This is a genomic window from Marinicrinis sediminis (assembly GCF_042685085.1).
GTDB lineage: Bacteria > Bacillota > Bacilli > Paenibacillales > KCTC-33676 > Marinicrinis > Marinicrinis sediminis.
On record NZ_JBHUMM010000012.1, the window covers coordinates 14,857 to 40,861 of the forward strand.

Below are 26,005 nucleotides of genomic sequence, written 5' to 3' on the forward strand. Positions count from 1 at the left end.
TCCCAATGAATCTCTGTCTGCATCACTCGTGACCTTTTATTAAACCGTCACTTCCAGCATCCGTTCGAGGGAACGACGTGCCTTGTCCGCAACCTGAGGCGGTACATAAATCTGCGGCTGCATCGTTTCCAGGCATCGCACCAGCTTTTTCAGGTTGTTGACTTTCATATTCGGACACACCAGAAATTTGCTCGCGAAATGGAACGTTTTGTCCGGGCTGTCCAATCGAAGCTGATAGCCGGTTCCATCCTCCGTGCCCACGATGAATTCTTTGGCCTCCGCCTGTTTGCAATATTTCAGAATGCCGGTTGTACTTCCTACAAAATCAGCCATCTCGACCACTTCCGGACGGCATTCCGGATGAACCACGAACTCGGCGTTCGGATACTTGGATCTCATTTCCTCTACGTCTTTGACGGTGAGCATATCATGTGTATTGCAATAGCCTTCCCAAATAATCATTTTCTTGTCGGTATACTGGGATACGTAGTGACCCAGGTTCTTGTCCGGAACCCAGATGATCTCATCTGAATCCACAGACTGGATCACCTTGACCGCATTGGCCGACGTACAGCAGATATCGGTTTCGGCCTTGATCTCTGCGGAGGAGTTAATGTACGTCACAACGGTGGCATTGGGGTGCTTCTGCTTCAATGCACGCAGTCCTTCCACATTTACCATATCGGCCATTGGACAGCCTGCACGCTCATCCGGGATCAGGACGGTTTTGTCCGGAGCCAGTATTTTGGCACTTTCCCCCATGAAATGCACGCCGCAAAAAACGATGACATCGGCATCGGTTTCGGCCGCTTTTTGTGCGAGCAGGAAGGAATCTCCCCGAAAATCCGCCACTTCCTGAATTTCATCACGCTGATAATAATGAGCTAATATAATGGCATTGCGCTCTTTCTTCAATTGCAGTAAACGTTCCTTCAGCTCCAGATTGCGTTGCTTTTTCGCCTCTATCGCTAACGTCTCCATGCTGCAGCAACCTCCTCTATCTCAAATGCTGACTCTGTTCATACGTATCTCCTGTGATCGCTAGCTTCGTTCAAGCGATACGTTTCATAGATTGAGCAATAATTCACAAGTGCAGTTTTAGTTGATACTTAATTTACAGCACCTTACTGCAGGTGTCAATGTGCAGAGAATGAAAAATCCGGAATCCCCAATGGAATTCCGGATCAAATCCAAGGATAACAATATTATTCGCTTTTCTTGTCATCCTTATGATCTTCAGTTGATTTTTCATCTTGCTGATCAGTGGAAGAAGTGGATTCTTCTTGCTTGTCAAAGCCCAGCTTATTGGCTTCATTCTCGGCATCATCCTGCTTCTGAATGTTGACTTTGACATCATTCTTCCCATCATCTGTTACTCGCTCGCGGATGTTAACCTCCAGTTTGCCGGTTTCCAGCAACTCGTAAATTTGATCCTTGTCGAGCGTTTCCAGTTCCAGCAACTTGTTCGCGATCAGATGAACCTGATCCGCATGTTCGCTCAGAATCCGTTTGGCTTCCTCATAGCAGTTGCGAATCATGTCCTGCATTTCCTTGTCTATTTCGTAAGCAACCTGATCACTATAGTTCTGCTCATGGTTAATATCTCTGCCTAGGAATACCTGCCCTTGGCTGTTGCCAAATTGCAGCGGCCCAAGCTTGTCACTCATGCCGTATTCCACGACCATAGCGCGAACAATACCTGTTGCTTTTTTGAAGTCGTCATACGCACCGGTTCCGATTTCTCCGATATACAGTTCTTCGGATACCCGGCCGCCAAGCAAGCCCGTCACACGATCGAGCAATTCTGACTTGGTCTGAAGCATACGATCTTCGCCATCTTTCGGAATCATCATCGCATATCCGCCAGCCCGGCCGCGTGGCACGATGGTCACTTTATGGATGATATCCGCGTTGCGCACATGATAACCGATAATGGTATGACCTGCTTCATGGTAAGCCACAGTGCGTTTCTCTTTGTCGCTGATGACACGGCTCTTTTTCTGCGTTCCGACGATGACACGGTCGAACGCCTCATCCAGATCCGCCATGCCGATATTCTTTTTGTTCCGACGAGCTGCGATCAACGCGGCTTCATTCAGCAAGTTTTCCAAATCTGCGCCTGTGAAGCCCGTGGTGTACTTGGCGAGTACATCCAGCTTCACATCATCGCCGAGCGGCTTGTTGCGCGCATGGACTTTCAGTACCGCCTCGCGACCTTTTACATCTGGACGATCAACGGTAATCTGGCGGTCAAAGCGTCCCGGTCTGAGAAGGGCCGGGTCCAGGATATCTGGACGGTTGGTAGCCGCGATGATGATAATGCCTTCATTCGCTCCGAAGCCGTCCATCTCGACGAGCAACTGATTGAGCGTCTGCTCTCTTTCATCATGTCCACCGCCAAGTCCGGCTCCACGCTGACGACCTACGGCGTCAATCTCATCGATAAAGATAATACAAGGCGCGTTTTTCTTCGCATTTTCGAACAAGTCACGTACACGAGATGCACCGACCCCGACAAACATTTCAACAAAGTCAGAACCACTGATGCTGAAGAACGGCACACCTGCTTCCCCTGCAACTGCACGGGCTAGCAAAGTTTTACCTGTTCCCGGAGGACCATTAAGCAATACGCCCTTCGGAATGCGAGCACCCAGCGTGGCAAACTTCCGCGGGTCCTTCAGGAACTCGACCACTTCCACCAGTTCCTGCTTCTCTTCATCTGCCCCCGCTACGTCATTAAAGGTAACCTTTTTCTTCTCTTCATTATAAAGACGGGCTTTGCTCTTGCCAAAGTTCATCACCTTGCCGCCCCCGCCTTGTGCCTGGTTCAACAAGAAGAAGAAAAGGATGAAGATAATCACAAATGGAATAATGGAAGTCAGGAAACTCAGCCAAATGCTGTCCCCTTCCATCTTTTTCACAGTCAGTTTCACATTTGAAGCTTCAAGCTCGTCAAATATACTGTCTGAGAAAGGCGCCTGAGTTTCAAATACGCTTGTACCTGTGTCCCGAATGTTGCTCTTGGTCGTCCCCTCGATATAATAGGAGTACCCTTCAAATTGAACGGTGACCTCATCAATTTGATTTTCCGCAAGCAGCCCTCTGAATTCGTCAAAACGGATCTCTTTGGTTTGATCGTTTTGTGAGCTAATAAAATGAACAATCCCGACGACAACTAAGAAAATTAGCAGATAAAATCCGGTGTTCCGGATGAATCGATTCATCCCTTACCTCCTCTCAACTGCAAAGCATGATTGTTATGATGAAGTCGACTCTTTACAAGAAAGAAGCGACTTGTACATGATTTTTAGGCAACTTTGTATATTGTACCACAGCAGGTATTCCGATCTCAATAAATGCAAAAACACCCTCAGCTGCTGTATACTTCTTCTTTTAGTACGCCGATAAACGGAAGATTGCGGTACTGCTCCGCATAATCCAGGCCATAACCGACGACAAAGGAATCCGGCAATTCAAATCCGCTGTAATCCGGCACCAGTTCCACCGTGCGTCTCACAGGCTTGTCAAAGAGGGTTACAATTTTCACTGAGGTGGCGTTGCGTCGCTTTAAAATATCAATCAGATAGCTGAGTGTCAGTCCGCTGTCAATGATATCTTCCACGATTAGCACATCCCGGTTTTCGACCGTCGCATCCAGATCCTTGATAATCTTGACGACACCCGAGGATTTTGTGGACTGTCCATAGCTGGATACGGCCATAAAATCCGTCTCAAGCGGAACCGAGATTCGTTTGACCAAATCCCCCATAAATATAAAAGCACCCTTCAGCACACAAATCACCAAAGGATTTTTCCCTTCATAGTCCACACTGATTTGCTTTCCAAGTTCCTCAATCTTGCTTTGAATTTCTTCTTCGCTGTACAATATTTCCTTAATATCGTTAAGCAAGTGTAAACCCTCCTAAATGGATTGTATGAATGCTGATGTTCGGATATGTAGAATCCGCTTCGTTGTCGGGCTGATCAGGGCATGCGCAGACCTTGCCACACCAGGCATCCACAAAATACGTCCCTTCGCGTCTGCAAGCAGCGGCAAGCCGTCGCGCAGCAAACGGGGGATTTTTCTGTCGATGAGCATATCTTTTACTTTTTTGCTGCCATTTAATCCGTGAATCTGCATGCGGTCACCAGGCTGTCTGGAGCGTACCTCCATCGGCAAAAGGAGGGCATCGGCATCAAAGCTTGCCGCATATATCGAATCCACTGATTCAAACCCTTCTCTCTCCAGCCAGCGTTCCTCAAACGTCAAATGGATTCCGCCAGGCAGCATCCATTCCGGCTGTGCCCGCCAATCCCATATCACATAAGCGAATGGTTCCGGGCCGTCAACAGCCCCTGTAAAACGCAGCTGTCCGTATTCCTTAACCAGATTGACGCCATTTGCACCCTTGATCACAAAATTGGCACGATCCTGTCTTTCGCATGCTTCTCGAAACTGCTCAATCGTCTCAAAATCCGCTTCCTTTTTTCGCGTATGGGACAAAAGATAACTTAATATTAGTTTAATCAATCTCCTTTGTAAAGAAGGATGGAGCTCCAGCCAATGCGCCTGCAGAATCAGGCAATCCGCCCCTTCTGTCTTTACCGTGTTATGGAAAACCTCCTGCGCCTGCTGCATGAGAAAATGCTCATCCGATCTGGACTGATCGCCCAGTCTAACCAGCGCATCCGAGATTTGCGGATTGATCTTCGACAGTTGCGGCATAACCTCCAGTCTGACCTGGTTTCGTGTATATCGTGTGGACAAGTTGCTCGAATCCTCTGCGTAGGGATAGCCGCCCTGCTCACAAAATGAAATAAGGTCTACCTTGGGTATACGGAGAAGCGGACGGATAAGTTTCACTTTTTTTTCATATCGGACGACAGACATTCCGCCAAGACCTGCAATACCGGTTCCCCGAATGACTCTCATTAAAATGGTTTCTGCCTGATCATCCGCGTGATGACCTAGCGCGACAGATGCCTGCCGCTTTGTTGCCAATTCGGTCAAAAAGGCATAGCGCAAATCTCTCGCCGCTTCCTGCAGTCCCTTGCCGGACTGAGCCATCTCCGCCTTCACATCCAGATGCGTCACATGAAATGGCACTCCGGCCGATCGGGCCAGCTCCCTGACCATCTGCTCTTCCTGCCTGGACTCCTGCTCTCTGAGCTGATGGTTGATGTGCGCAATCTCCAGCTCCAACCGTTTCCCTGCCGGAGAAGCAGACCATTCCCTCAGTATGTGAAAAAGGGCCACAGAGTCGGGTCCTCCCGACACGGCCACGATGATGCGTTCATCCTCATCCATGTATGGTTCCAGTTGGAGTTTTTCCCATTGCCTTGCACTCCACATCATTCGCACACTTCTTCCATCTTCTGTCATCCCTTTTAATTTGCCCACTGGCTTCCCTGCTGTCTTCCCTATCGTTATCCCGACTGTTTCCCCGCTATTTCCCCATTGCTTCCCTACTGTATTCCCCACTGTATTCTACTATTGTTTTCCCTACTGTATTCTTCTATCATCGATTGCTCATGCCGCATAAAAAACAAGCCATAATGCAGATACAAACAGCAATAAAGCGGCGAGGAAAGCCGTATTCAGCCATCTGATGGATGGCCTTGCACTGAATCTTCGTTGACGATGCCGGTGCAGAACCTGTTCCCAGTCTGACAAGACCTTGTCTGGACTGTGGCAATTGCCTGTAAGCATGTCTTTCAGGATACTTTGAAACGGTTTCAGTTCGGGCAGCTCCGTGCATCGCTGCTGCAACCATTTCTCCGTCCGCTGCTGGGGAAGCTCCCGAGACCAGGCTTTCATCTGCTCCTCTGGATCAAAAACATGCACAGCCAGAGCGGCAAAGGAAAACCAGTCGTAAGACGCATCGGCAATGCGAGACCCGCCATTCCAGAATCCCCGATCGTACCATTCCGTAAATTGCTTGACCCCTTTGCCAAATGGCGTGACCCCTCCAAAATCAATGAGCTGGCAGCGGCCATCCTGCTCCACCAAAATATTGTGCGGCTTCAGATCTCCGAAGACATAGCCTTGCCGATGAATGCTGTGCAGTTGCTGCAACACCTGAAATCCAACCACACCAAACCATTCCCAGCCCTTCTCTCTGAGAAATTGAGAGAACGGTTTGCCTGAAAAATAGGGCATCGTATAGAAAGGCCAGGTTGTCTGCCCCACCTGGGCATCATCTACATCATAGAGTGCCAGAAAGAAAGGTTTAGCCTTGTCTTTGGCCTGAGAGAGGGACTGAATGGCGTTGACCTCTGACTGAAGGTCTACCGCATCGAGTGCCACTTTCATCGCTACCTTTTTCCCCTGTGGGTTGGTAGCCAGATAGACTGTTCCGTTGGCACCTTCCCCAAGCTTCTGTCCAATCGTATACGTATGCCCGTTCCACTTGCCCTGTATGCGGGTGCCCGGCTTCCAGGCCACCCGATCCATGTCCGAACTAGACGATATAGTCACGATACATCCCCTCTTCATCGCTTGCCTCATTGCACAATCCTGCCTGCTGGACAGTCTGCTCCCTCTCCTGATCCGCAACCGATGCCATCTGAAAATAAGGGATCGTATGCAAAATAGCCGGACCTGTCGGGGTCGCTCCCCGCATATGCAGTTTCTTGAACAGCTCTGCAGCCCGCCCGAATTGTCGGGTCCAGGGCAGGTCCATCGCGGTTTCATCATGAGAGCGGCCCGGAAAATGCAAGACTGCCAGTTCACTGACTCCTGCTCTGGACTGCAAGCTCAACATGAGATCATATACCGCTTCTTCTACAGCTTGCAGCTTGGGCTTCATGCTCGCACTCGCATCGATCAGCAAGGCCACCCGCATCGGCAGGGAATCGGTTAACTTGTCCATCACCCCTACCGCTTTCGCCCGGCGTGAAGGAGACAGCTGTTCAATATCCGCTGTCTGGAATACTTCCTGCAGCTCCACCGATACGGCTTCTCTCACCGTAGACAGCACCGTCTTGCGGGTCATCATCTGTACCGTCCGGCTCAAATCAACCGCTTTCACCAATCGGCTCATCCCGCCTCCAGCTCGGGCAATTGCCTCCACTTCTTCTTCACCGCGTCTGCCAAACTCCCCATCATCGGTCATGCCAATGACATTGACCCGAATGTCTTTATTTCTCGCTTGTACCGCTGCCGCCACCGGGTCCATGCCGACATTGGAGCATCCGTCTGTAATCAGAATCAGTTGCTTCATCAAATTGAACGCCTCCCTGACAGATTCGCATCCGCAATTGCCTCATGTTCATAAGCGGATCTTTCTATCAACAGTGTTGCCCAATTCATAGATCACTAGACCTCTGAAACATAGATTCAAAACAAACGGCGGGCTTCCATCCACCTCACCGCCTCGTCCACAAACGGAACCATCTCAATCAGCCGGGCATGGGCCATCCCGATCGGCCCCGTCTGGTAATACTGATCCTTCTCTTCAAAAGCACGCCCTATGGTCTGAAAGTCTTCCGTATGCATTTCCAGCTCCGTCCATTCACTCCAAATCGACCCCGCTGCATCCGAAGCAACCGGAGCGGAACGCAGCACCCAGGCCTTGCCGGGATAATTCGCCCTGTATTCAGCCAAGTGAAGGGCTGTATTTACTTCATGATCGACGCCGAGCAGCAGAATACGCGCCTGATGCCGGTAACATCTCCCGAGTGGCGACGATTCACCAAGACCTTGCTCCAATGTATGCGGATGCAGCAGGTCACTCGCCAGTCTGCCATAGGCGCAAAATGAAAAATGAGGATGACTGCTTCGAAGGACACCCGGATAGGAGCGAAACGTTTCCGCAATCTTCCCCATGCCGTAGGTCATGGTTGTACGCGGATCATACGCCGGCATGTGACGCCTCATCTCATTCCACCAATGAGAGGGAACAGGAGGGTAATTCCATTGGGCCGGATCTGACAAGTCGGTAGATTGAGCGGGCATGACCAGCGTCCCCTGCTCTCCCACCGCTTCGATCAACGCTTCAATCACCGTTACTGCGCCTCCAACGACATATCCAAGGCGACTTAGACTGCTGTGCACCATCAATACTTGTCCCCGTTCGACACCCAGTGCCTGGAGTTCCTTCAAAAGCATCTCTCTTGTCAGTGGCGTATGGGTTCTTCTGATTACTTCTTGAAGGCTCATTGATTCGGCTCCTCTCCACTGAGAATCTCCATGCAATCCCCATGCTTATTGTCGGATATTCTCTATGTTAGCAAGCCTTCCTCAAAATGAAAAGTCCTTTGAAGAGGACTTCTTCAAAGGACTGCTTGCTACGGATTACGCTTACATGGATTGAGACGTATGCGGGTAGACAGACTGTTCATTGGAATACGAGCCGACAGGCTGCATATAAGAGGTTGCAGACTGAATAGAAGACGCATGCTGCTGGATCCATTGCTCGGTTTGCTGCTGGGTTTGCATATATTGCTTCACCTGCTTGTCCAATTCCTGACGCAGTACAGGTGAAGACGTATTGTACATTTGCTGCTGATTCATAAATTGATACAGCTCGCCTTGCATATGTAAGCCGTCCTGCAGCAAATCCTGAAACATCTGCCGCACCACCTGACAATTCGATTCCGTTGCAGCGGTGGTATATTCCCGGCAAACTCTTTTCAAATCAGCCAAAATGGTGTACAACGCATCCGAATCGGGCATATAGACATGAGATGATTGAGCGGTCATGAATGTATCATCCTCCTTGCACTCTTTGGGCTGTTGCTTGTTATTGTGTCATGTACGGCGGCTGGACAGGGGCGAGTGACGCATGATGCTGCATCACATTCATCAAATGATGGTAATGCTGCTGGTGACGCTGCATCATATGCTGACACAGTTGCTTAATTTGCGGGTTTTGCGTATGGATGCTCGTCATGGCACACTGCTTGATCAACAGATCCTCGTTGGACATGGAATCGACGATATACTCCAGTTCTTTGGCTGTCAAAGGTTGCATGTCATCCCTCCTTTCCAACGTATAGCATGTGCCAGCGGATGCCGATTTATTCCAGCCTCACCGTGCACGCTCAACTCACGGTGCGAGGACGCTCAATGCGCTTGAACCCAGGCCAGCGGAAGGTCGCCCATTCCGGCTTGTATTTCTCCACCTTGGCCACGATCACGGTCATGTCATCGTGAATACTGCCATGGTGATGACGTACTACCTGCTCCAGCAGGCAATCAGCAATCTCCTGGGGCTCCTCTGCCTTCATCTCCTGAATCACCCTTTTCATCCAGAGCTCCTTATTGACCGCATGACCCGGCGCATCATAGATGCCATCTGTCATCATGATCAAGGTATCCCCGGGCAGCAACTGAATATTGACCAGTTCAACGTCAATCTCCTTGATAATGCCGACCGGCAAATTGTTGGCCTGGATTGGAATCACTTCCTGTCCACGTTTAATAAAGCTTGGCGTAGAACCAATTTTCATAAAGGTTGTATGGGCATTGTACAGATCGATCAGGGCCACATCGATCGTCGCGTACATCTCATCCGAGGAGCGAAGCAGAAGGACGGAATTGACCGATTTGATCGCCAGTTGCTCGTCCATCCCGGACTGGAGCAGCTGCTGCAAAATATTCAGCGCGGTATGACTTTCTGTACTGGCCCGTTCCCCATTTCCCATACCATCGCTGAGTGCGACAGCGAACTTGCCGTTGCCAAGCTCTATGGTACTGAAACTGTCGCCAGACAGCAGTCCTCCCCCCTTGGCCGCACCTGCGACCCCGGTCTCTACTTCATATTCCTTGGCAGAACCGAAGGTAACGGTATAATATCCGCTTTTCCCCTCATTACTTTCCTCCTTTTTGACCGCGATGTTCTCCGACAGAATCTCTGACAAGAGCGGTGCAATGATCTTGCGGCACTCGTCAAAGCCTCTGCGGTACTGATGGATGATTTCGATTTCCACGTTGCCTTCATCCAGACTGATGATATCCACACTTTGGATAGACAAGCCCAGCTCCTCCAGCGCGTGGCGGATTTGCTCTTCCTGCAAAAACAGCTCCTGACCCTCCCGCTGGATTTCCTTGGCCAGATCCTCCATCACCTGAGATACGCCAAACAACTGGTCAGCTACAAGCTGACGGCTATCCTGAATCTGTCTCTTCCAGTGCTGATTATGGCGATGCAGCTCATGCTGCTGCTTCATGAGTTCCAGTACCTGAGGCAGCTTCACACACGATTTCTCCCAGCTGGGTGGAAGTGCTTTTTCTGAACAGGACGGATTCTCCTCAATCATCGTGATCATATCCGTCATGAGCCTGTAGGTCTGATAAAACCGGTCTTCCCAGCATTGCTTTTGCCGCCAGCAGGTCGCGCAGCTTTTCTCGGCGACACCATTCATGAAATGACCCATTTCCTCATCCGTCTTCCCCTGTGCTTGTGCCATCGGGGAAAAGCTGGTGGAGAGCTGGCGAAACACTTCTGAAAATTGCCGGACTCGATCCGCGGTCACATCCCGCACCCGTTTGGCATAATCATGCTGGGACTTGACGTGCTCCTGCGTACCGGGTATGTATCTGGCAATCATATGAACAAGCCCTTTCGGCGTTAGCAGAAAAAGAGCAATGGCACTAAACGACTCCCAGGCAGACTGCATGAATGCGCCTGTGCTGCCCAAGTAAAGGGACAAGATAGACGTTCCGAGCAGCAGTCCAAACGCGACGGCGAGACGCTTGCCCTCTCTGAGGAGGCCAGCAAGCATACCGGAAAAAGCCAGGACGCTCATCTGGTAAATGGCATCCACACTGGCCAGACTGAGAATGAGTCCGGTAATCACCCCGACCGAGGCTCCGATCGGCGCACCCCCGACAAAGGCGAACACGAGAATCAGGTAGCGGGACAGAATATTCTCGGCTGACATATCCCCGACAAACCAGCCGACGGTACCGGTCATCATCGAGGCCAGCAGGATCATCAGACAGATGATCTCTTCGCTGCGCAGCTGATAATTGGATTTCTTCATCGTAAATACAGGCAGGGACTGCATGAAAATCAAGGTCAGAATGAAACTTAGCCCTGCTTCGACTGCGCCCATGGTGAGGATATACCAGGAAAAGGACTGTGCAACAATTCCGGCAAACAAACTCACCGTAAAGGAAGAAACAAAGACAAGCAGCGGAGCTTGAGCCAGATCACCCTGCCTCCCTTTCTCCAGGCCTTTCTGAATGCCATAGAACAGCACCACACTGGCCAGGGAACCCATCATGTCCGGTGAATAGGCGAGCAGTTGACCACTCATCAATGCCGCGAATACCCAATAGCGAATATCGGGCCGCATAAAGTAAATGACAGCAAAATAGGGAAGCAGAAAAGGAGACAGCTCGTCCAAAATCATGGCACGTCCTAACAGAAACGCCGTGCCGATCAGGATCATATCCACCCTCTTCGCAATCATCCCCTGTATGAAACGATGTTGCCTTCCTTTCTCGATTCCGTTTTCCAGCCAGCCTTTCTTCCCTTTCATCCCCATCTTGTCAGGAAGCCACTTCCCGACGCGCTTGAAAATTTGTCGTGTAAGCATTCCGTTTCAGACACCACCTATCCGTATTCGAGTGAGTCTATTATATGGGGAATCTCTCATAAAGTTTGTCAGAATGAGTTGGTAGAATCAAAAAAGTTTACGACAAGATCCTTGAAAAACCGGACAGGTTGCCGAAATAAAAAAACCGCCTCGATTCGAAGCGGAGAAAGGTGTATGCAAGCTGTTTCTTCTATTTTGGTGCCATGTCTGCTCCTGGATGCACGCACAGACAGGGGCAAATATTCAGCAACGCTGTCGAGGAAGCAATGATCAGGGACGAAGTCGACAAAATCTGGTGCCTCACCCGGAGGCAACAAAACTGAAAATGAAAAACGCACCGGGATTTTCATTCCGATGCGCATTAACCTTCATATGTGAAAAGATCACGAGGTTAAGATCGACGTGCGCCTCTTCCCCCTCGTTTACCTTCCGTATTTTTCTTCAACGAGGACATTTTCTCTTCGCTGTCCTTCAAAAACTTGGACACTTTGTCCTCAAAACTTTGGCCTCTCTGGAAGCCCTGACCTCTGGAATAGCCCTGTCCCTTCGGACGATCAAAGTCACGTCTAGGTCGGTCTGTCCGTGGGGGCCTAGTTTCAACAGGCTTATCCACTGCTTTTCGGATCGATAATCCGATTTTCCCGTCCTTATCAACGTTGATCACCTTGACGGTAACCGTATCGTTCACTTTCAGATGATCGTTTACATCTTTCACATAATTATCTGCAATTTCCGAAATGTGGACAAGTCCAGTCACTCCTCCTGGTAGCTCAACGAAAGCCCCAAAATTTGTGATGCCTGTAACCTTGCCTTCAAGTTTGCTGCCCACTTCAATTGACATAAACCTAATTGCTCCTCCTTAAACGTAACCTTTAGTAGTTGGGAGTTCCAAATCTTCAACGAACAAAGACTCGGGCTATGCCGATTATACCCCGAACCGCATATGAGGTCAATACGCAACCGACTATTTGCTTTCAATGAATAGGGTTTCTCCCGGTCTCACCATATGATGCTCCTTGCGAAGAATCTGTTCAATGTATTCCGGATCGTTCAGCTTTTCGATATCCTCGTGAAGTTGCTCATTCTTGGCTTGAAGCTCGGAGAGCTTTTCCTCCAGTTGCGATAGACGAGCCTGGCTGGCGTTAATATTTCCGGTCTGGTGCCAAAAAGTCATGCCTGCCCACACCAAAAATACAGAAAGCACAAACAGGAGCAAGCGAAACCTTCTTTTTGCCCCTTTTCTTCTTGCGGAAGTTTGTACACTTTCACGCCCCATAACGGCCCCTCCTATTATTCTTTGGACTTCATCCAGTTTCGCAAGGCAACGGTTATCTTTGTCACGGCATGGATGCTGAACTGTACCAACCTCCATCGAAGGATGGGCGCACACAACCATCGAACCAATCTCCACAATGGATATCCTAATTGTAGCATAATTTTTACAATGTACATAGTGATCCCGATAACGATTCCGATGATAAACTTCAATAGCCGATAGCAGCCTATCAGCGGTTTGATCACGATCTGCCTGAACAGCATCACCAGAATCTGAATCGTTCTTCTGACCAGGTGAATGAGGAGTAAAGTCATTCGCTGCACGAGCTGACTGCAGCCGTAATGGTACGCAACGGTTCCTGCGGCCAGTGCCAGAAAAATATATACCCTGACTTGTCCATGATTGGTGATGGCGAGCATCTGAAAAACAAACAGGCCCGACAAGACCCAATAGCACAGATCCAGCACCGGGATCAGCCAGCGCTTAAAGCGAAGCTGCGAGGAGGTCACACGATACATATCAAATACCATACCCATGATGACACCACTCATAAACATCATGAGCAAGGTCATCAATTGTGTATGCAGACTCACTTGAACAGCTTACTCAAAAAACCTTTGGAGGCTTTTTGATTGGCGGAGTCCAGATAGGCCATGGTATGCATATAGCCTTCTATCGCCACCAGACCCTGCTCCAGATTCAGATTTTTGATATGCAGATTCTGGCCGGTAATCGCCAGGTATCCGCACTCTGTTTCGAGCAAGAACTCCTCGCTGTCAAAGCTCTCCACATTGAGTACCCCTGAGATTTCCATCAACTTCCGATTGAGCATCTTTACTTCCTGTCTCTTCGTTTTTCCTTGTTCCATCATAGCCTGTACCCCTCCTTACTTCTACGATATGGAGAGGATCGGCAAATTAGAACCAAGAAAAAAGACTTGCCTCGTAAAGGCAAGTCTTTATGTCGTGCTGCAATTCACTGTTAGCCTATGTGTACCTACAGCTGTTTACCATTCTGTCTCATTCTTGCGACTCTCTTCTTTGAGAATCGTATACATGCCGGCAGCCTCATCCTTCTTGGTCGTTTCCATGAGCTTCTCGATTCGCACAGTCATCAAGCGCTGTCCGAATTGAATGGTCAGCTCATCTCCGACCTTGACGGTACTGCTTGCCTTGGCTTCTCGTCCGTTCAGCTCGATCCGGCCCGCTTCGGAAACTTCCTTGGCTACCGTTCTGCGCTTGATCAGACGGGAAACTTTCAAGAACTTGTCCAGACGCATTACTTTACAGCTTCTTTAAGCTTGTTCCCAGCTTTGAATGCAGGTACAGTTGTTTCAGGAATGGTGATTTCTTTTCCTGTTTGAGGGTTGCGACCGGTACGTCCGGAGCGCTTGCGAGTTTCGAATGTACCGAAACCGATTAATTGAACTTTGTCACCGCTTGCAAGTGCGTCAGTTACTTCTCCGAGGAAACCGTTGAGTACTGACTCTACATCTTTTTTGGAAAGTCCGCTTTTCGCAGCAATGTTGTTTACGAGATCTGTTTTGTTCATGTTCAATTGCCTCCTAATTCATGCTTGGCGGTGCACAGTGCCGTGCTGACCGCGATCGTATTGGCTTTCGTTTTCTTATATTCTTCTTTTGCGAGGAAATTCCTTCTATTTAGACAAAGTTTTTTTTAGAAACGGTGTTTTTTTGCCTGCTGCCACAAGGATTCCATCTCAGCAAGCTGGACAGAAGCGGTTGTTTTGCCGGCTTGCTCCAGCTCTTTCTCGATATACTGAAACCGCTGAATGAATTTTTGATTGGTTAGTCCCAGCGCCTCTTCCGGGTCAATCTTCAGCATTCTCGCTGCATTGACAACCGCAAACAGGACATCACCGAGCTCTTTCTTCATCTCTTGCTTATCATTTCCAAGGAGACTGGCTTTAAGCTCCTCAATTTCCTCATTGATTTTGTCGAATACCGGATCAACCTGTGGCCAGTCGAATCCCACTCTCGCTGCCTTTTTCTGAATGGCTACCGCTTTATACAGAGACGGCAGGCCGGAGGGGATGCCGCTTAGGGCAGAGGCTGGGGACATCTGTCCCTTCTGCTCCTTCTCCTGCTTCTTGATGGCCTCCCAATTTTCAAGAGCACGCTCCGCATCTTCAGCCGCGATATCTCCAAATACATGGGGATGACGGCGGATCAGCTTTTCGTTAATGCCAGCGAGCACATCCCAGATCGTAAAGCTGCCTGTCTCTGCTTCCATCTGTGCGTGCATGATCACTTGCAGCATCAGATCTCCGAGCTCTTCCTCCATGCCTTGTACATCTTCTTCGTCTATCGCTTCGATGACTTCATAGGCCTCTTCAATCAGATTCTTGCGGATGCTTTGATGAGTTTGTTCCTGATCCCACGGACAACCTTCCGGTGAACGCAATATGTTCACGATACGGACCAATTGCGAAAAAGTGCGGCGAAGAACCGCTCCGTCATCCGATTTGGGCACATAGACGAGACTTCGATTGCCAAAGCTTTGCCGGTCAAGCTCATACAACGGGACGTTCGCAATGACCTCTTCGTCTTCGATTCCGAGTGAATGTGCCACCACAACCTGCTGATCATCCTGATACAGCTCCATGAGCGTCAGCTTGACATCGGAAGCCGTGAACCGGTCATAAACCTGGGTAATCACGGTGTGCAAATGAGGATTCAGCATGTCGCGATGGATGGTCTGCGCATCGAGCAGTTGGAATCCGTCAATCGGATCGAGCTGCAGCTTGATAAACAGTTCATCCAGAAAGCTTTCTCCACCCAGAATGGTTAACGCGATGCCCTGCTCCTCACACGCCATGCGCAATCGACGCACGACATCCTCCGCTACAGACGGATGACCCGGTACGGCATAGACGACGCTTCCCTTGCCCTGCTGTACCTGCTCCATGACATGCTTGGCTATGGCATCGTAGACTGCTTCAAACTGATCATGCTGCTCATAGAACATATCCAATGGCTGATAGGCAATACCTTCCTCATCCAGGAATCGGACGACGGGATGATCCTGGGTCCGAATCAGAAGATGGTCGGCATTGCGGATAGCCCGGTAGACACCCAGTGTGAGCGCATCGCTTGCTCCCGCTCCCAGCCCGACAATCGTAAGCCCGGGGCCTTGATTTGACATGAATGCCTTCTCCTCCTTTCAGCCGCTATGTAGGTGCGTGCTATGGCTTCACTTTACCCCTGCTTTGTCTAAAACGCAACCCAGGAATATGACGGATCTCTTCTGGTTCCAATCCCTTCATCGTAATCAAGACGATGACAAAGACAACCGCGCCGATCAACACCCCGGTCAGCGAAGTCAGGGTTGCCGTGGCCCGAGCAGGCCAGCCCATTTCCAGCAAAGGCAAGAGCTGCAGCAACCATTGCCATCCCTGGAGAACGAGCGCCATTGCAGCGACGGCGATGAGCGGAATGCCCATATCCATCTTCCATTTGAGGGTGATGGTCTGCATGCGGATCAGACTGCGGATGTTGAGGGCCGCGGCCGTTCCGAAACTCACCACGGCTGCGATGGCAGCTCCCTGAATGCCGTATACAGGCACCAGCAGGAGATTCAGTGCAACTTTCATCAAAGCGGCAATCATCAAATGCAAGGCGGGAATTCGAACGGCATCCATTCCCTGTAATACACTGGCGGTCATAATATTGGTCACACTGAACATAATGGTAAAGGCCAGAATGCGGATGGTATCCGACCCCATCGTATTCGTATAGAACATGCCGTTAATGGGTGTAGCCAGCAAACACAGACCCACAGAAGAGGCCAAACCAACCAGCCATGTCAGGCGCAACGCGGTCCGGGCCTGGAGCTGAACACCCCGCACAGAACCTTTGGCCCGGCTGGCTGCAATAGCTGGAACGAGCGCTACAGACATGGAACTGAACAGCATCGCGACCATCTGGACCAGCGGCAACCCGCGTGCATAAATGCCATATTCCTTCATGGCCGCTGCCGCTGTGTACCCCTGCGCTGCAATCAGCCTCGGCATGGTGAACGTATCTGCGATGTTCAGAATCGGTACCACAATGGCACCCAGGCAAATGGGGAGTGCATATTGCGTTAGCTTGCGAATCCAGTACTTAGAAATACGTGGACGGCTGCTCACATGCCCTAGACTTGCTGAGACGTGCTCTTCGACCTGCTGCTTGCGCCGCTGTCGGACATATTTCCGATGATAGTAGATCATCACGAGCAGTCCCGCCAATGCGCCGGTTGCAGAACCAAAGGTAGCTCCGGCTGCGACCCAATCATGACCGAAGTCGGCTTGATGAAACCACCACAGCAGGGCCAGCATTGTCCCCACCCTGACAAACTGTTCCCATACTTGGGATGCGGCCGTCGGCACCATATTTTGCTTGCCTTGATAATAGCCTCGCAGTGCCGCCATCACCGGTACGAAGAACAAAGCCAACGATACACTCTGAATCGATCTCACCGTCTGGTCATTGCCAATGAGATAAGCGATCCCGGGTGCTCCAAAAAATAACACGGCAAAAAACAAAAGGCCGGTTCCAGTCAGGACAACAAAGGCACTCAGCAAGATGTGTCCCGTCTCTTCATCCTGTCCTTGCTGTATGGCTTCGGAGACAAATTTGGATACAGCGACTGGGAAGCCTGCTGTGGCCAAAAACAGAATCAACGTATAAAAAGGAAAAACAATCGAATAAATGCCAAACGCTTCGTCTCCGCCAATATTTTGAAGCGGCACCTTCTGCAAGACACCCAGCAGTTTGGACACGATCGCTGCAGCACCCAGAATTGCGGCACCCTTCGCCAGAGTGGAGGTTGCTGAGGAAGTTCCTCCCGCCATGCTCGCATCTCCTTTCTCCACTCTCCGCGTTCTACTTTCTGATGACGACTTCCGGAACTTTTCTTTCTCCATGGTCTCCATTATATCCCAGTATGCGGCATGATGCACCGGTTGGTTGCAATATAAAAGCTTCCGCTCAGTCGCTCTCTGTCCGAGAAACGCCTGCTGCGGAAGCTAGGTGAATGAATCCAGATCACTGTTCCATTTGCTTGGCGAGAAATCCGGCTGCGGTTTCCGCCATTTTGATTTCCATTTGACTCATTTTCACACTGTCATCCTTGCTCAGCATCACAACGGTACCAATCGGATCTCCGCCTGCGATGATCGGTGCAATGACGACTGAAGAATACGTCTCATGGTGATCTTTCGTCACCTCATACTGTCCACTATTCGTTTCCAGCACCGTTTTTCGCTGCTCCATGCTGCTCTCCACGATGTTTCCGACCTGCTTATCCATGAAGTCTTTTTTGGAAGCGCCTGATATGGCGATGATCTGATCGCGGTCAGATATCATCGTGATGTGATTGGTGCTTTCATACAGCGACTCTGCATATTCTTTAGCAAAATCCCCTAGCTCACCAATGGGGGAATATTTCTTCAAAATCACTTCACCGTCGCGATCCACGAAAATTTCGAGCGGATCGCCTTCACGAATGCGAAGGGTACGGCGAATTTCTTTCGGTATCACAACCCTGCCAAGATCATCAATTCTACGCACGATTCCAGTTGCTTTCATACCTCTTGTTGCCTCACTTTCTCTGAAGATTTGTTCACTGGATAAATACGTGTATGGTTGTTTGTTTCTGACCATAGTATTCTTCTGCTCCCATTTTCTTATGCATGAGGGCAGGAATCCAATCGAAAGGAGAAACAGGCATGAGACCAACTTTCAGGCTTTAAGCAGGCAAGTCCATTTCCACGATGTGATCGGGAAGCTCCTGCTCCATAAAGGCCACGAACCGCTGTTCAACCATTTGTCCCTTTACGGTTTCAATGACGTCTTCGTACGTCGGCACTTCGCGCTCCTCCACCTTAATCAAATGATAACCGTAGGTGGTCTCCACCGGATCACTGATCTTGTTGAGGGGCAGCTCCAGTACCGCCTTACGGAATGGCGCCACAAAATTGTTGACGTTGGCATTCTTCATGGTCCCGCCTTGATCCTTTGATCCTGGATCATCCGAATACGAGGCTGCCAATGCGGCAAAATCCTCTCCATTATCCAGCTTCTGCTTGACACTTTCCGCTAATTCCAATGCTTCATCCTGGGTTCTGTCTTCATTGGTTCCAATCAAAATATGGCTCACCGTTACTTCAGATACATACGCGTTCGGATCTGCTGCGATGGTCTCTTCATAATGCGCCTTGAGGTCCGCTTCCGACACGGATGCCGCAATCTGATCAATCGCCATACTTTGCAACAGCATATATTCTTTATACTCGTCTTCGGTCAAGTCAACCTGATCCAGCATTTCATTCCACTGGGACTCCCAATCCGGGTTGGTCGTCTCAAGCTCCTTGGTCATGGATGTGAAGGCATCATTGGCCTCCTGTTTCAGTTTGTCGCGCTCTTCCTCTGACAGTCGGGATTCGAAAATTTTCAATGCGATATACTGCTTGAGCATATCTTCCTCAAACTTCGTATCCATCGATTTTCGCTGCTCATAATACGGATCATTGGCTTCTTTGACGGATTTGAAGGTTTCAAACTCTTCTTCCGTCACCTGTACCGTATCTGTGTCATTTGGCTCCAGCTTGTACACAGCAAGCTGGTCTTGACCACCGCATGCGGTAACTGCCAGCACAATCGCCATTAGCAGTATACCTATCCATACCACTGAACGTTTACTTCGAAACATCTTGCAATTCCTCCTTCGGCTTGATGACCTGCTCATATTGGGATAAAAACTTTAACAGCTGCTCCATCATGTTTTCTGCTGTATAGCCCTTGCCACTAAACTGGATCTTGATTTCTGAGCCTGCTGCAATTTTGATTCGTTTCTCAAACTGCATCGTCAGCTCAAACAGCTTTTGCCCATCGATGTGCGAGTTTTCCGTTTGGGAGATGACCATCTCCACGTCCAATCCCTTTTGGGAAACACTCAGGATATGATAACGTTTCCCGTACGCTTTCAGCTTGGCTACATCGATCAGATTCACGACCGCTTGCGGCGGTTCTCCGAAACGATCGATCATTTCATCCAGCAGATCCAGCGCTTCGTCGATGGTAGAAACGGCGGCCACCTTTTTATAAATCTCAATTTTTTGCATACTGTCGTATATATAGTCAGGCGGCAAATAGGCGTCGATATTGAGGTCAATCTGCGTGTTGATCTCGGGCTTGGGCTGCTCCACTTCTTGCTGGAACTGGGCTTTTCGCTTGTTGATTTCCTCCGTCAGCATCTGTGAATACATATCGAAACCGACAGACGCAATGAATCCATGCTGCTCCGCTCCCAGCAAATTACCCGCTCCACGTATGGACAAATCACGCATGGCTATCTTAAATCCGGAACCAAGCTCTGTGAATTCCTTGATGGATTGCAGTCGCTTCTCCGCGACTTCGGTAAGCACTTTGTCACGCTGATACGTAAAATAAGCATAGGCAATCCGGTTGGAACGCCCCACTCGTCCCCTGAGCTGGTACAACTGGGAAAGACCCAGTTTATCCGCATCGTGAACGATCAGCGTATTGACATTCGGGATATCCACTCCGGTCTCGATAATACTCGTGCTCACGAGCACATCGTATTCCCCGTCGAGAAAATCCAGGATGGTCTTCTCCAGCTCCTGCTCGGACATTTGTCCGTGGCTGACCGCCACTCTCGCTTCCGGTACGAGCATCGAAATTTGCTCGGCCATCTGGTAAATGCCCTGTACGCGGTTGAACAGGTAGTACACTTGACCGGATCTCGCCAGCTCCCGTTCGATGGATTCGCGGATCAGCGCCGGGCTGTACTCCAGCACATAGGTTTGCACCGGAAAACGATTCTCCGGCGGTGTCTCGATAACCGACAGGTCTCGTACGCCCAGCATGGACATATGAAGCGTTCTAGGGATCGGAGTAGCGGTAAGGGTCAGCACGTCTACGTTGGTCTTCAATCTCTTCAGCTTCTCCTTGTGTGTCACCCCGAATCGCTGCTCTTCATCGACAATCAACAGACCGAGATCCTTGAACTGAATATCCTTGGAGAGCAGGCGATGCGTACCGATCACGACATCCACCGTCCCTGCTTTTATGCCCTTTGCTGTCTCATTCTGCTCCTTGCGTGAGCGGAAGCGACTGAGCACCTCGATTTTGAACGGGTAGTCGCTGAAACGTTCCTTGAAAGTCTCATAATGCTGCTGGGCCAGGATCGTAGTCGGGACGAGTACGGCTACCTGCTTGCCTTCAATGGCAGCCTTGAATGCGGCCCGAATGGCCACTTCCGTCTTCCCGTATCCGACATCCCCGCACAGGAGGCGATCCATTGGGTATGTTTTGTGCATGTCTTTCTTGATCTCTTCAATGGCTCGAATTTGATCCACCGTTTCGTCATAAGGGAACAAGTCCTCGAATTCCTTTTGATACGGCGTATCCTTGGAAAACGCAAATCCTTGTGTCGATTGGCGTTCCGCATACAGCTTGATCAGGTCATCGGCAATATCCTTGACGGAGGATCTGGCCTTGCTCTTGACTTTGTTCCATTCATTGCCGCCTAGTTTATACAGCTTCGGTTCTTTTTCTTCTGCGCCTACATATTTCTGAATGAGGTGAATCTGGTCAATCGGAACCGAGAGCTTATCCCCGCCTGCATACACTACATGCAGATAATCCTTGTGTATGCCATTGATCTCCAGGGTGCCGATGCCTACATATTTCCCGATGCCGTGATTGACGTGAACGACATAGTCGCCTTCCTTCAGTTCGAGATAGCTCTTGATGCGCTCGGCATTCTCGATTTTCTTCTCGGTCTTCTTGCGGGTCTTCCGCTGCTTCTGAGAGAAAATTTCGCCTTCGGTAATGACCGAAATGCGCGCACCCGGGAATTCATAACCGGCATGAAGGTTCCCGTTGATAATCGTGGGCAGGGCAATGTCATAATCTTGCAGGATGCGCTTCAGTCGCTCGACTCGTTCCTCCCCGTTGGCCAGCATGATCACTTCCTGACCGCTCTTCTTCCAGCGGTCCATCTCGGTTTTGAGCACGTTCATCTGACCATGGAAGTTCTGCATTCCCCGGCACATAAAATTGACAATGTTCTGCGGCTGGGTTTGCGGTATCTGTCTCAGGAAGAGCGAGGTATACAAGATGGAATGGGCACTGTACTGCAGCAATGACTCATAAGACTTGGACATGACAAACCCGGGGAGACTCTCGCCACTCTCCAGCATCATCGCCAGCGACTCTGATTCATCCTTCTCCATTTGCTTGGCTGTTTCCACCAGTCTCATCGGCTCGTCGACCAGGATGAAGCTGTCCTCATGAATATAATCAAGCAGGGTATGTCGTTCCGGGTACAGCAGCGACACGTATTTATACATGGATTGAAAATAGACCCCTTGACGCAACTGCTCGATCTCTTCGGAAAGGGTCTGTTGCAATTTCGCTTTTGCTTCCCGATCGGACATTTTATTCAGTTGCTGCTCCAACAAATCATAGGCATGATCTGCACTGTTGCTCAGTCTGCGCTCATCGGCAATCAATTCCCTCGCTGGTGCAAGCAACAAGCTGTCCAACGCATCCGTCGAACGCTGCTCATGGGGATCGAATATACGGATGGAATCGACTTCATCTCCGAACCATTCTACCCGCACCCCCTGGTCAGACTGAAGCGGGAAGATGTCCACGATGCCGCCCCGCACACTAATCTCGCCTCTTACCTCAACCCGCTCTGTACGCTCATAGCCCATATAGACAAGCCGTTCAACGAACTTGTGAATATCCATTTCGTCCCCGACGGAAATTTGAAGCTGTGCCTGTTGCATCGCCTCCTTGGACGGAAGCAGTCTTCGGATGCCCGCATACGGTACAACCAGCACACCCTTGAATCCTTGCGACAACGCAGAGAGCACTTCAATACGCTGTGCCATCATCTCCGGACTGCTGATTGCCGCTTCTGTCATCATGATTTCATTGGCCGGATAGAGCCAAACCTGCTCGTTCGGAAGCAGCTCCACCAAGTCTTCCACGATTTTTTGCGCGGAAAACATATTATGCGTCACGACAACCATATTTTTCTGATGTGCTGTATACAATGTAGCGGCCATCACTTGCTTGGATGATCCCGCCAGTCCACTGATCAGCTGTTCCTTCATTCCTTTCTCAAGCCCTGCCTGGATGGAATGAAAATCGGAATCCTTCTGGAAAGATGCAAATAATTGTTCAAACATGCCGTGTGTTCCTCCCCTTCACGCCAAAGAAGCCTTAGCAGAAAGCCAAGGCTTACGTAAGCCGCGCATCCCTGGATGCGGGATGCTTAACTTTGCTTGTTGCGTTTCTTCTTTTTTCAGTATATGTATGAAACGGAAACGATACCAACAGTATGGACGATTCGGCTTCATTTCAAACTTAACCATTGCACTGCCCCATCACCTTCTCAAAAGGTTCTTGCAAGATCATTTTCATGGCCCGTTCCGATTGATCGAGGGCCATTTGCAACGCTTCCTGCTCTGCCTTGGCAAAAGGCGACAGGACGTAATCCACCACGGTCATTTGTGCCGGTCTGGAGATCCCCATCCGTATACGCTTGAACTGCTGCGTACCGGTATGCTGAATGATCGATCGAATGCCGTTATGTCCGCCAGCGCTCCCCTTGTATCGCAGTCTGATCTTTCCAAGCTCGGTATCCAGGTCATCGTAGACGACAATAAAATCATCCAGATCTATTTTATAGTAATCTAGAAAAGCTCGCACGGCTTCCCCCGATAGGTTCATATATGTCATGGGCTTCATCAGCATGACCTTGGTGCCCGCGATCGTTCCTTCTGCGATTTCAGACCGAAATGATTTTTTCGTGGTAAACGTCAACCCATGGGACTGTGCAAATTGATCCAGTGCCATAAATCCCACATTGTGGCGGGTTGGCGCATATTGTTTTCCCGGATTTCCCAATCCTACAAACCACTTCACCACATATCCCCCTTTCGAACATTTCTTTGCTTCTGGCATTCACGTGACCGAATAGCATGCTTCTCATTTGAGCAGGCACCCGTTTGTGAGAACAGCATGTACGAAAATACATGAAGTTTGTGAAAAATTTGTAGTATTTGTTTTGTTTCTGCTGAAACGAAACGGCTTTCTTAATTGTCTTATTAATGAACATGAACAAGTAGGTGATGAGATTGTATTATAATGGCCAAGCTTTAACAGAAGACATTCATTTTGAGGATCATATCGAGCATGCGGTTCCGATCCAAATCTACGAGGAAAATGCCCACTATGATATCGGGTTCGTAGAAAGGTATGATGGTTCACATGTCATCGTCAATCAAACCAGATATCCCCGAAGTCGATTTCATTTTGTTTCCCGGCCTGGTTATTAGATGATAGACGGTAAGGGTTGTTTCTCTCAAACAGAGAAACAACCCTTTTTTTGCTGAACTCAGCTTTTTGATAACCTCATGCTGTTCACTGCATCATGCGATTCGCTGACGACGAACGTTCATTCAGCCTTTTCTTCGCTATCTTCGTTCTCGTTTTCATTACTCGCTTCGATGGCAACTTCTTCCTCGGTGTCAAGTTTCTGTGCAGTCAGAATCGTCACAACAACCTCCGATGGGTCATTCTCAATTTCTACCCCTTGTGGAGTCTCGAGATCCGATATACTGAGATGGTCACCGGCATGTAAATGATCGATCGGTACTTCAATGTTGCCAGGAATCTCGGCTGGCATGCAGCGGACCACGACTTGATGGGTCTGAACCTGCTGCAAACCTCCCTCTTCCTTCACCCCGACGGCCTCTCCAGTGAAGATAAGCGGAACTTCCGCCTGAACCTGTTCATTCATCTGAATCTGATGGAAGTCTGCGTGTAAAATCTGCTTCTGCAAGGCATCACGCTGCATATCCTGGAGAAGGACAGAAACGGCATCGCCCTGTACATCCAGCTCCACAATCTGATTGGGATTGGACTGGTACAAGCGGTTCAATTCCTGCTCTGATACCGTAATGGCTACACTACCAAATTCCTTGCCGTATACGACAGCCGGAATATGCCCGGCATTGCGAAGCTGTCGCAATTCCGATGCCGTTTGCGCGGAATCTCGTTTCTCTGCCTGAAGTTGTACGGACATTTGAAGGCCTCCTCATTTCGTGGTATACGCATTAATGTACCCGAACGAGGATGTTTCAAATCAATTTTCGAACAATTTGCTGATGGAGAGCTCTTCGTGAATACGGACGATGGCTTCGCCAAGCAGTGGCGCCACAGACAGTACCTTTATCTTCTCAGGCAATTCCCGATTCTCGAAGGAGATCGTATTCGTTACAACGACTTCCCGAATATCCGCCTGATCCAGTCGCTCCATAGCTGGACCTGAAAGGACTGGGTGGGTGCAGCACGCATAGACTTCCTTGACCCCTTTGGCCTTCAGGGCATCCGCGGCCAGGCAGATAGTTCCTGCAGTATCTATAATATCATCAATCAAGATGGCGGTTTTGCCTTCTACTTCCCCGATAATGTTCATCACTTCACATACATTCGGTTCTGGTCTTCTCTTATCAATAATGGCAAGCGGCGCGGCCAGATAATCAGCCAGCTTTCTCGCACGTACAACTCCGCCATGATCCGGAGACACGATTACAATCTCCTCCAGCTGCTTGCTCTTGAAATACTGACCCAAGATCGGAACGCCAAGTAAATGATCGACCGGAATGTCGAAGAAGCCCTGAATCTGCGTAGCATGCAAATCCATGGAAATGACGCGATGAGCGCCGGCTTTTTCGATCAGGTTGGCGACGAGCTTCGCCGTAATCGGATCTCTGGAGCGTGCCTTGCGATCCTGTCTGGCATAACCGTAATAAGGAATGACGACGTTGATGCTCTTGGCGGAAGCCCGCTTCAGTGCATCGACCATCACGAGCAGCTCCATCAAATGGTCGTTGACGGGAGCAGATGTGGACTGAATGACGAACACATCGGCGCCACGTACACTCTCTTTGAGATTGATTTGAATTTCACCGTCACTAAAATTTTCTACAGTGGAATCACCCAGTTGTACATCGATTACACTTGCAATTTCTCTTGCTAGTCCAGGGTTGGAATTACAGGTGAATACTTTTAACTTTGAATCTGCGTAAGGCACAGCCGTTCCTCCTGATTGATTAGATTCCGATCACGATGATCCG

25 protein-coding genes are annotated in these 26,005 nt (G+C 49.7%); 1 reads left to right on the plus strand and 24 read right to left on the minus strand.

From position 1 onward, the window contains the following. Nucleotides 1-39 precede the first annotated feature (39 nt). From nadA to pth, 22 genes are all read right to left on the minus strand, one after another. Complete coding sequence (gene nadA / locus ACFSUC_RS07865; protein WP_379928993.1) at nucleotides 40-981, minus strand: quinolinate synthase NadA; 942 nt, start codon at nucleotides 979-981, stop codon at nucleotides 40-42. Between the two features lie 224 nt (nucleotides 982-1,205). Next, nucleotides 1,206-3,224 (minus strand): ATP-dependent zinc metalloprotease FtsH, encoded by a 2,019-nt coding sequence (gene ftsH, locus ACFSUC_RS07870; protein WP_379928994.1) that lies wholly within the window; start codon nucleotides 3,222-3,224, stop codon nucleotides 1,206-1,208. Nucleotides 3,225-3,370: 146 nt separating this feature from the next. Next, entirely contained in the window at nucleotides 3,371-3,910 is a 540-nt protein-coding gene (gene hpt, locus ACFSUC_RS07875) for a hypoxanthine phosphoribosyltransferase (RefSeq protein ID WP_379928995.1), read from the minus strand. Between the two features lie 12 nt (nucleotides 3,911-3,922). Beyond that, nucleotides 3,923-5,401, minus strand: coding sequence for a tRNA lysidine(34) synthetase TilS (tilS, locus tag ACFSUC_RS07880; RefSeq protein ID WP_379928996.1), 1,479 nt, complete (start codon nucleotides 5,399-5,401; stop codon nucleotides 3,923-3,925). 129 nt (nucleotides 5,402-5,530) lie between these two features. Further along, a complete protein-coding gene (locus ACFSUC_RS07885; RefSeq protein ID WP_379928997.1) occupies nucleotides 5,531-6,478 on the minus strand; it encodes a serine/threonine protein kinase in 948 nt (315 codons plus the stop codon). Next, entirely contained in the window at nucleotides 6,462-7,223 is a 762-nt protein-coding gene (locus ACFSUC_RS07890) for a hypothetical protein (protein ID WP_379928998.1), read from the minus strand. Before ACFSUC_RS07890 ends, ACFSUC_RS07885 begins: the two co-directional genes overlap by 17 nt. A gap of 116 nt (nucleotides 7,224-7,339) precedes the next feature. Then, on the minus strand, nucleotides 7,340-8,161 hold the full coding sequence (locus ACFSUC_RS07895) for an aminoglycoside N(3)-acetyltransferase (protein ID WP_379928999.1): 822 nt from the start codon (nucleotides 8,159-8,161) through the stop codon (nucleotides 7,340-7,342). Nucleotides 8,162-8,302: 141 nt separating this feature from the next. After that, a complete protein-coding gene (locus tag ACFSUC_RS07900; protein WP_379929000.1) occupies nucleotides 8,303-8,704 on the minus strand; it encodes a spore coat protein in 402 nt (133 codons plus the stop codon). Between the two features lie 40 nt (nucleotides 8,705-8,744). Beyond that, nucleotides 8,745-8,975, minus strand: a complete 231-nt coding sequence (locus tag ACFSUC_RS07905; protein ID WP_379929001.1) for a hypothetical protein — start codon at nucleotides 8,973-8,975, stop codon at nucleotides 8,745-8,747. A 70-nt stretch (nucleotides 8,976-9,045) separates the two neighbouring features. Then, a complete protein-coding gene (gene spoIIE / locus ACFSUC_RS07910; protein ID WP_379929045.1) occupies nucleotides 9,046-11,496 on the minus strand; it encodes a stage II sporulation protein E in 2,451 nt (816 codons plus the stop codon). Nucleotides 11,497-11,938: 442 nt separating this feature from the next. Then, on the minus strand, nucleotides 11,939-12,388 hold the full coding sequence (locus tag ACFSUC_RS07915; RefSeq protein ID WP_379929002.1) for a S1 domain-containing RNA-binding protein: 450 nt from the start codon (nucleotides 12,386-12,388) through the stop codon (nucleotides 11,939-11,941). Between the two features lie 123 nt (nucleotides 12,389-12,511). After that, on the minus strand, nucleotides 12,512-12,823 hold the full coding sequence (locus tag ACFSUC_RS07920) for an FtsB family cell division protein (RefSeq protein WP_379929004.1): 312 nt from the start codon (nucleotides 12,821-12,823) through the stop codon (nucleotides 12,512-12,514). A gap of 14 nt (nucleotides 12,824-12,837) precedes the next feature. Further along, nucleotides 12,838-13,416: a spore cortex biosynthesis protein YabQ gene (gene yabQ, locus ACFSUC_RS07925; protein WP_379929005.1), complete on the minus strand. Its 579-nt coding sequence runs from the start codon at nucleotides 13,414-13,416 to the stop codon at nucleotides 12,838-12,840. Next, a complete protein-coding gene (yabP, locus tag ACFSUC_RS07930) occupies nucleotides 13,413-13,694 on the minus strand; it encodes a sporulation protein YabP (protein ID WP_379929006.1) in 282 nt (93 codons plus the stop codon). The genes yabQ and yabP overlap by 4 nt, the downstream gene beginning before the upstream one ends. 135 nt (nucleotides 13,695-13,829) lie before the next feature. Beyond that, the gene (locus tag ACFSUC_RS07935; protein ID WP_379929007.1) at nucleotides 13,830-14,102 is read right to left on the minus strand and encodes an RNA-binding S4 domain-containing protein; all 273 of its coding nucleotides are present in this window, start codon (nucleotides 14,100-14,102) and stop codon (nucleotides 13,830-13,832) included. Continuing rightward, complete coding sequence (locus tag ACFSUC_RS07940; RefSeq protein WP_379929008.1) at nucleotides 14,102-14,374, minus strand: HU family DNA-binding protein; 273 nt, start codon at nucleotides 14,372-14,374, stop codon at nucleotides 14,102-14,104. Before ACFSUC_RS07940 ends, ACFSUC_RS07935 begins: the two co-directional genes overlap by 1 nt. 125 nt (nucleotides 14,375-14,499) lie before the next feature. Continuing rightward, nucleotides 14,500-15,987, minus strand: coding sequence for a bifunctional methyltransferase/pyrophosphohydrolase YabN (locus ACFSUC_RS07945; protein WP_379929009.1), 1,488 nt, complete (start codon nucleotides 15,985-15,987; stop codon nucleotides 14,500-14,502). Between the two features lie 40 nt (nucleotides 15,988-16,027). Continuing rightward, nucleotides 16,028-17,677, minus strand: a complete 1,650-nt coding sequence (locus ACFSUC_RS07950) for a putative polysaccharide biosynthesis protein (RefSeq protein ID WP_379929010.1) — start codon at nucleotides 17,675-17,677, stop codon at nucleotides 16,028-16,030. Nucleotides 17,678-17,870: 193 nt separating this feature from the next. Next, on the minus strand, nucleotides 17,871-18,413 hold the full coding sequence (gene spoVT / locus ACFSUC_RS07955) for a stage V sporulation protein T (protein ID WP_379929046.1): 543 nt from the start codon (nucleotides 18,411-18,413) through the stop codon (nucleotides 17,871-17,873). A 160-nt stretch (nucleotides 18,414-18,573) separates the two neighbouring features. Next, a complete protein-coding gene (locus ACFSUC_RS07960; protein WP_379929011.1) occupies nucleotides 18,574-19,536 on the minus strand; it encodes a peptidylprolyl isomerase in 963 nt (320 codons plus the stop codon). Next, entirely contained in the window at nucleotides 19,523-23,050 is a 3,528-nt protein-coding gene (gene mfd, locus ACFSUC_RS07965; RefSeq protein ID WP_379929012.1) for a transcription-repair coupling factor, read from the minus strand. Before mfd ends, ACFSUC_RS07960 begins: the two co-directional genes overlap by 14 nt. Nucleotides 23,051-23,228: 178 nt before the next feature. Continuing rightward, entirely contained in the window at nucleotides 23,229-23,789 is a 561-nt protein-coding gene (gene pth, locus ACFSUC_RS07970; protein ID WP_379929013.1) for an aminoacyl-tRNA hydrolase, read from the minus strand. 206 nt (nucleotides 23,790-23,995) lie between these two features. On the opposite strand from pth, the gene ACFSUC_RS07975 reads away from it, so the two are divergent. Further along, on the plus strand, nucleotides 23,996-24,202 hold the full coding sequence (locus ACFSUC_RS07975) for a hypothetical protein (RefSeq protein WP_379929014.1): 207 nt from the start codon (nucleotides 23,996-23,998) through the stop codon (nucleotides 24,200-24,202). A gap of 119 nt (nucleotides 24,203-24,321) precedes the next feature. On the opposite strand, the gene ACFSUC_RS07980 is transcribed toward ACFSUC_RS07975, so the two are convergent. Together ACFSUC_RS07980 and ACFSUC_RS07985 are read right to left on the minus strand one after the other, a co-directional pair. Next, nucleotides 24,322-24,951, minus strand: a complete 630-nt coding sequence (locus tag ACFSUC_RS07980) for a 50S ribosomal protein L25 (protein WP_379929015.1) — start codon at nucleotides 24,949-24,951, stop codon at nucleotides 24,322-24,324. Between the two features lie 60 nt (nucleotides 24,952-25,011). After that, complete coding sequence (locus ACFSUC_RS07985; protein WP_379929016.1) at nucleotides 25,012-25,962, minus strand: ribose-phosphate diphosphokinase; 951 nt, start codon at nucleotides 25,960-25,962, stop codon at nucleotides 25,012-25,014. Nucleotides 25,963-26,005 lie beyond the last annotated feature (43 nt).

Excerpts from the sequence above, each read along its gene's own strand:
- nadA (WP_379928993.1), bottom strand. The coding sequence starts at position 981 with ATGGAGACGTTAGCGATAGAGGCGAAAAAGCAACGCAATCTGGAGCTG.
- ftsH (WP_379928994.1), bottom strand. The coding sequence starts at position 3,224 with ATGAATCGATTCATCCGGAACACCGGATTTTATCTGCTAATTTTCTTA.
- ACFSUC_RS07890 (WP_379928998.1), bottom strand. The coding sequence starts at position 7,223 with ATGAAGCAACTGATTCTGATTACAGACGGATGCTCCAATGTCGGCATG.
- ACFSUC_RS07895 (WP_379928999.1), bottom strand. The coding sequence starts at position 8,161 with ATGAGCCTTCAAGAAGTAATCAGAAGAACCCATACGCCACTGACAAGA.
- ACFSUC_RS07900 (WP_379929000.1), bottom strand. The coding sequence starts at position 8,704 with ATGACCGCTCAATCATCTCATGTCTATATGCCCGATTCGGATGCGTTG.
- ACFSUC_RS07905 (WP_379929001.1), bottom strand. The coding sequence starts at position 8,975 with ATGCAACCTTTGACAGCCAAAGAACTGGAGTATATCGTCGATTCCATG.
- spoIIE (WP_379929045.1), bottom strand. The coding sequence starts at position 11,496 with ATGGGGATGAAAGGGAAGAAAGGCTGGCTGGAAAACGGAATCGAGAAA.
- ACFSUC_RS07915 (WP_379929002.1), bottom strand. The coding sequence starts at position 12,388 with ATGTCAATTGAAGTGGGCAGCAAACTTGAAGGCAAGGTTACAGGCATC.
- ACFSUC_RS07920 (WP_379929004.1), bottom strand. The coding sequence starts at position 12,823 with ATGGGGCGTGAAAGTGTACAAACTTCCGCAAGAAGAAAAGGGGCAAAA.
- yabP (WP_379929006.1), bottom strand. The coding sequence starts at position 13,694 with ATGATGGAACAAGGAAAAACGAAGAGACAGGAAGTAAAGATGCTCAAT.
- ACFSUC_RS07935 (WP_379929007.1), bottom strand. The coding sequence starts at position 14,102 with ATGCGTCTGGACAAGTTCTTGAAAGTTTCCCGTCTGATCAAGCGCAGA.
- ACFSUC_RS07940 (WP_379929008.1), bottom strand. The coding sequence starts at position 14,374 with ATGAACAAAACAGATCTCGTAAACAACATTGCTGCGAAAAGCGGACTT.
- ACFSUC_RS07945 (WP_379929009.1), bottom strand. The coding sequence starts at position 15,987 with ATGTCAAATCAAGGCCCCGGGCTTACGATTGTCGGGCTGGGAGCGGGA.
- ACFSUC_RS07950 (WP_379929010.1), bottom strand. The coding sequence starts at position 17,677 with ATGGCGGGAGGAACTTCCTCAGCAACCTCCACTCTGGCGAAGGGTGCC.
- spoVT (WP_379929046.1), bottom strand. The coding sequence starts at position 18,413 with ATGAAAGCAACTGGAATCGTGCGTAGAATTGATGATCTTGGCAGGGTT.
- ACFSUC_RS07960 (WP_379929011.1), bottom strand. The coding sequence starts at position 19,536 with ATGTTTCGAAGTAAACGTTCAGTGGTATGGATAGGTATACTGCTAATG.
- mfd (WP_379929012.1), bottom strand. The coding sequence starts at position 23,050 with ATGTTTGAACAATTATTTGCATCTTTCCAGAAGGATTCCGATTTTCAT.
- ACFSUC_RS07975 (WP_379929014.1), top strand. The coding sequence starts at position 23,996 with ATGAGATTGTATTATAATGGCCAAGCTTTAACAGAAGACATTCATTTT.
- ACFSUC_RS07980 (WP_379929015.1), bottom strand. The coding sequence starts at position 24,951 with ATGTCCGTACAACTTCAGGCAGAGAAACGAGATTCCGCGCAAACGGCA.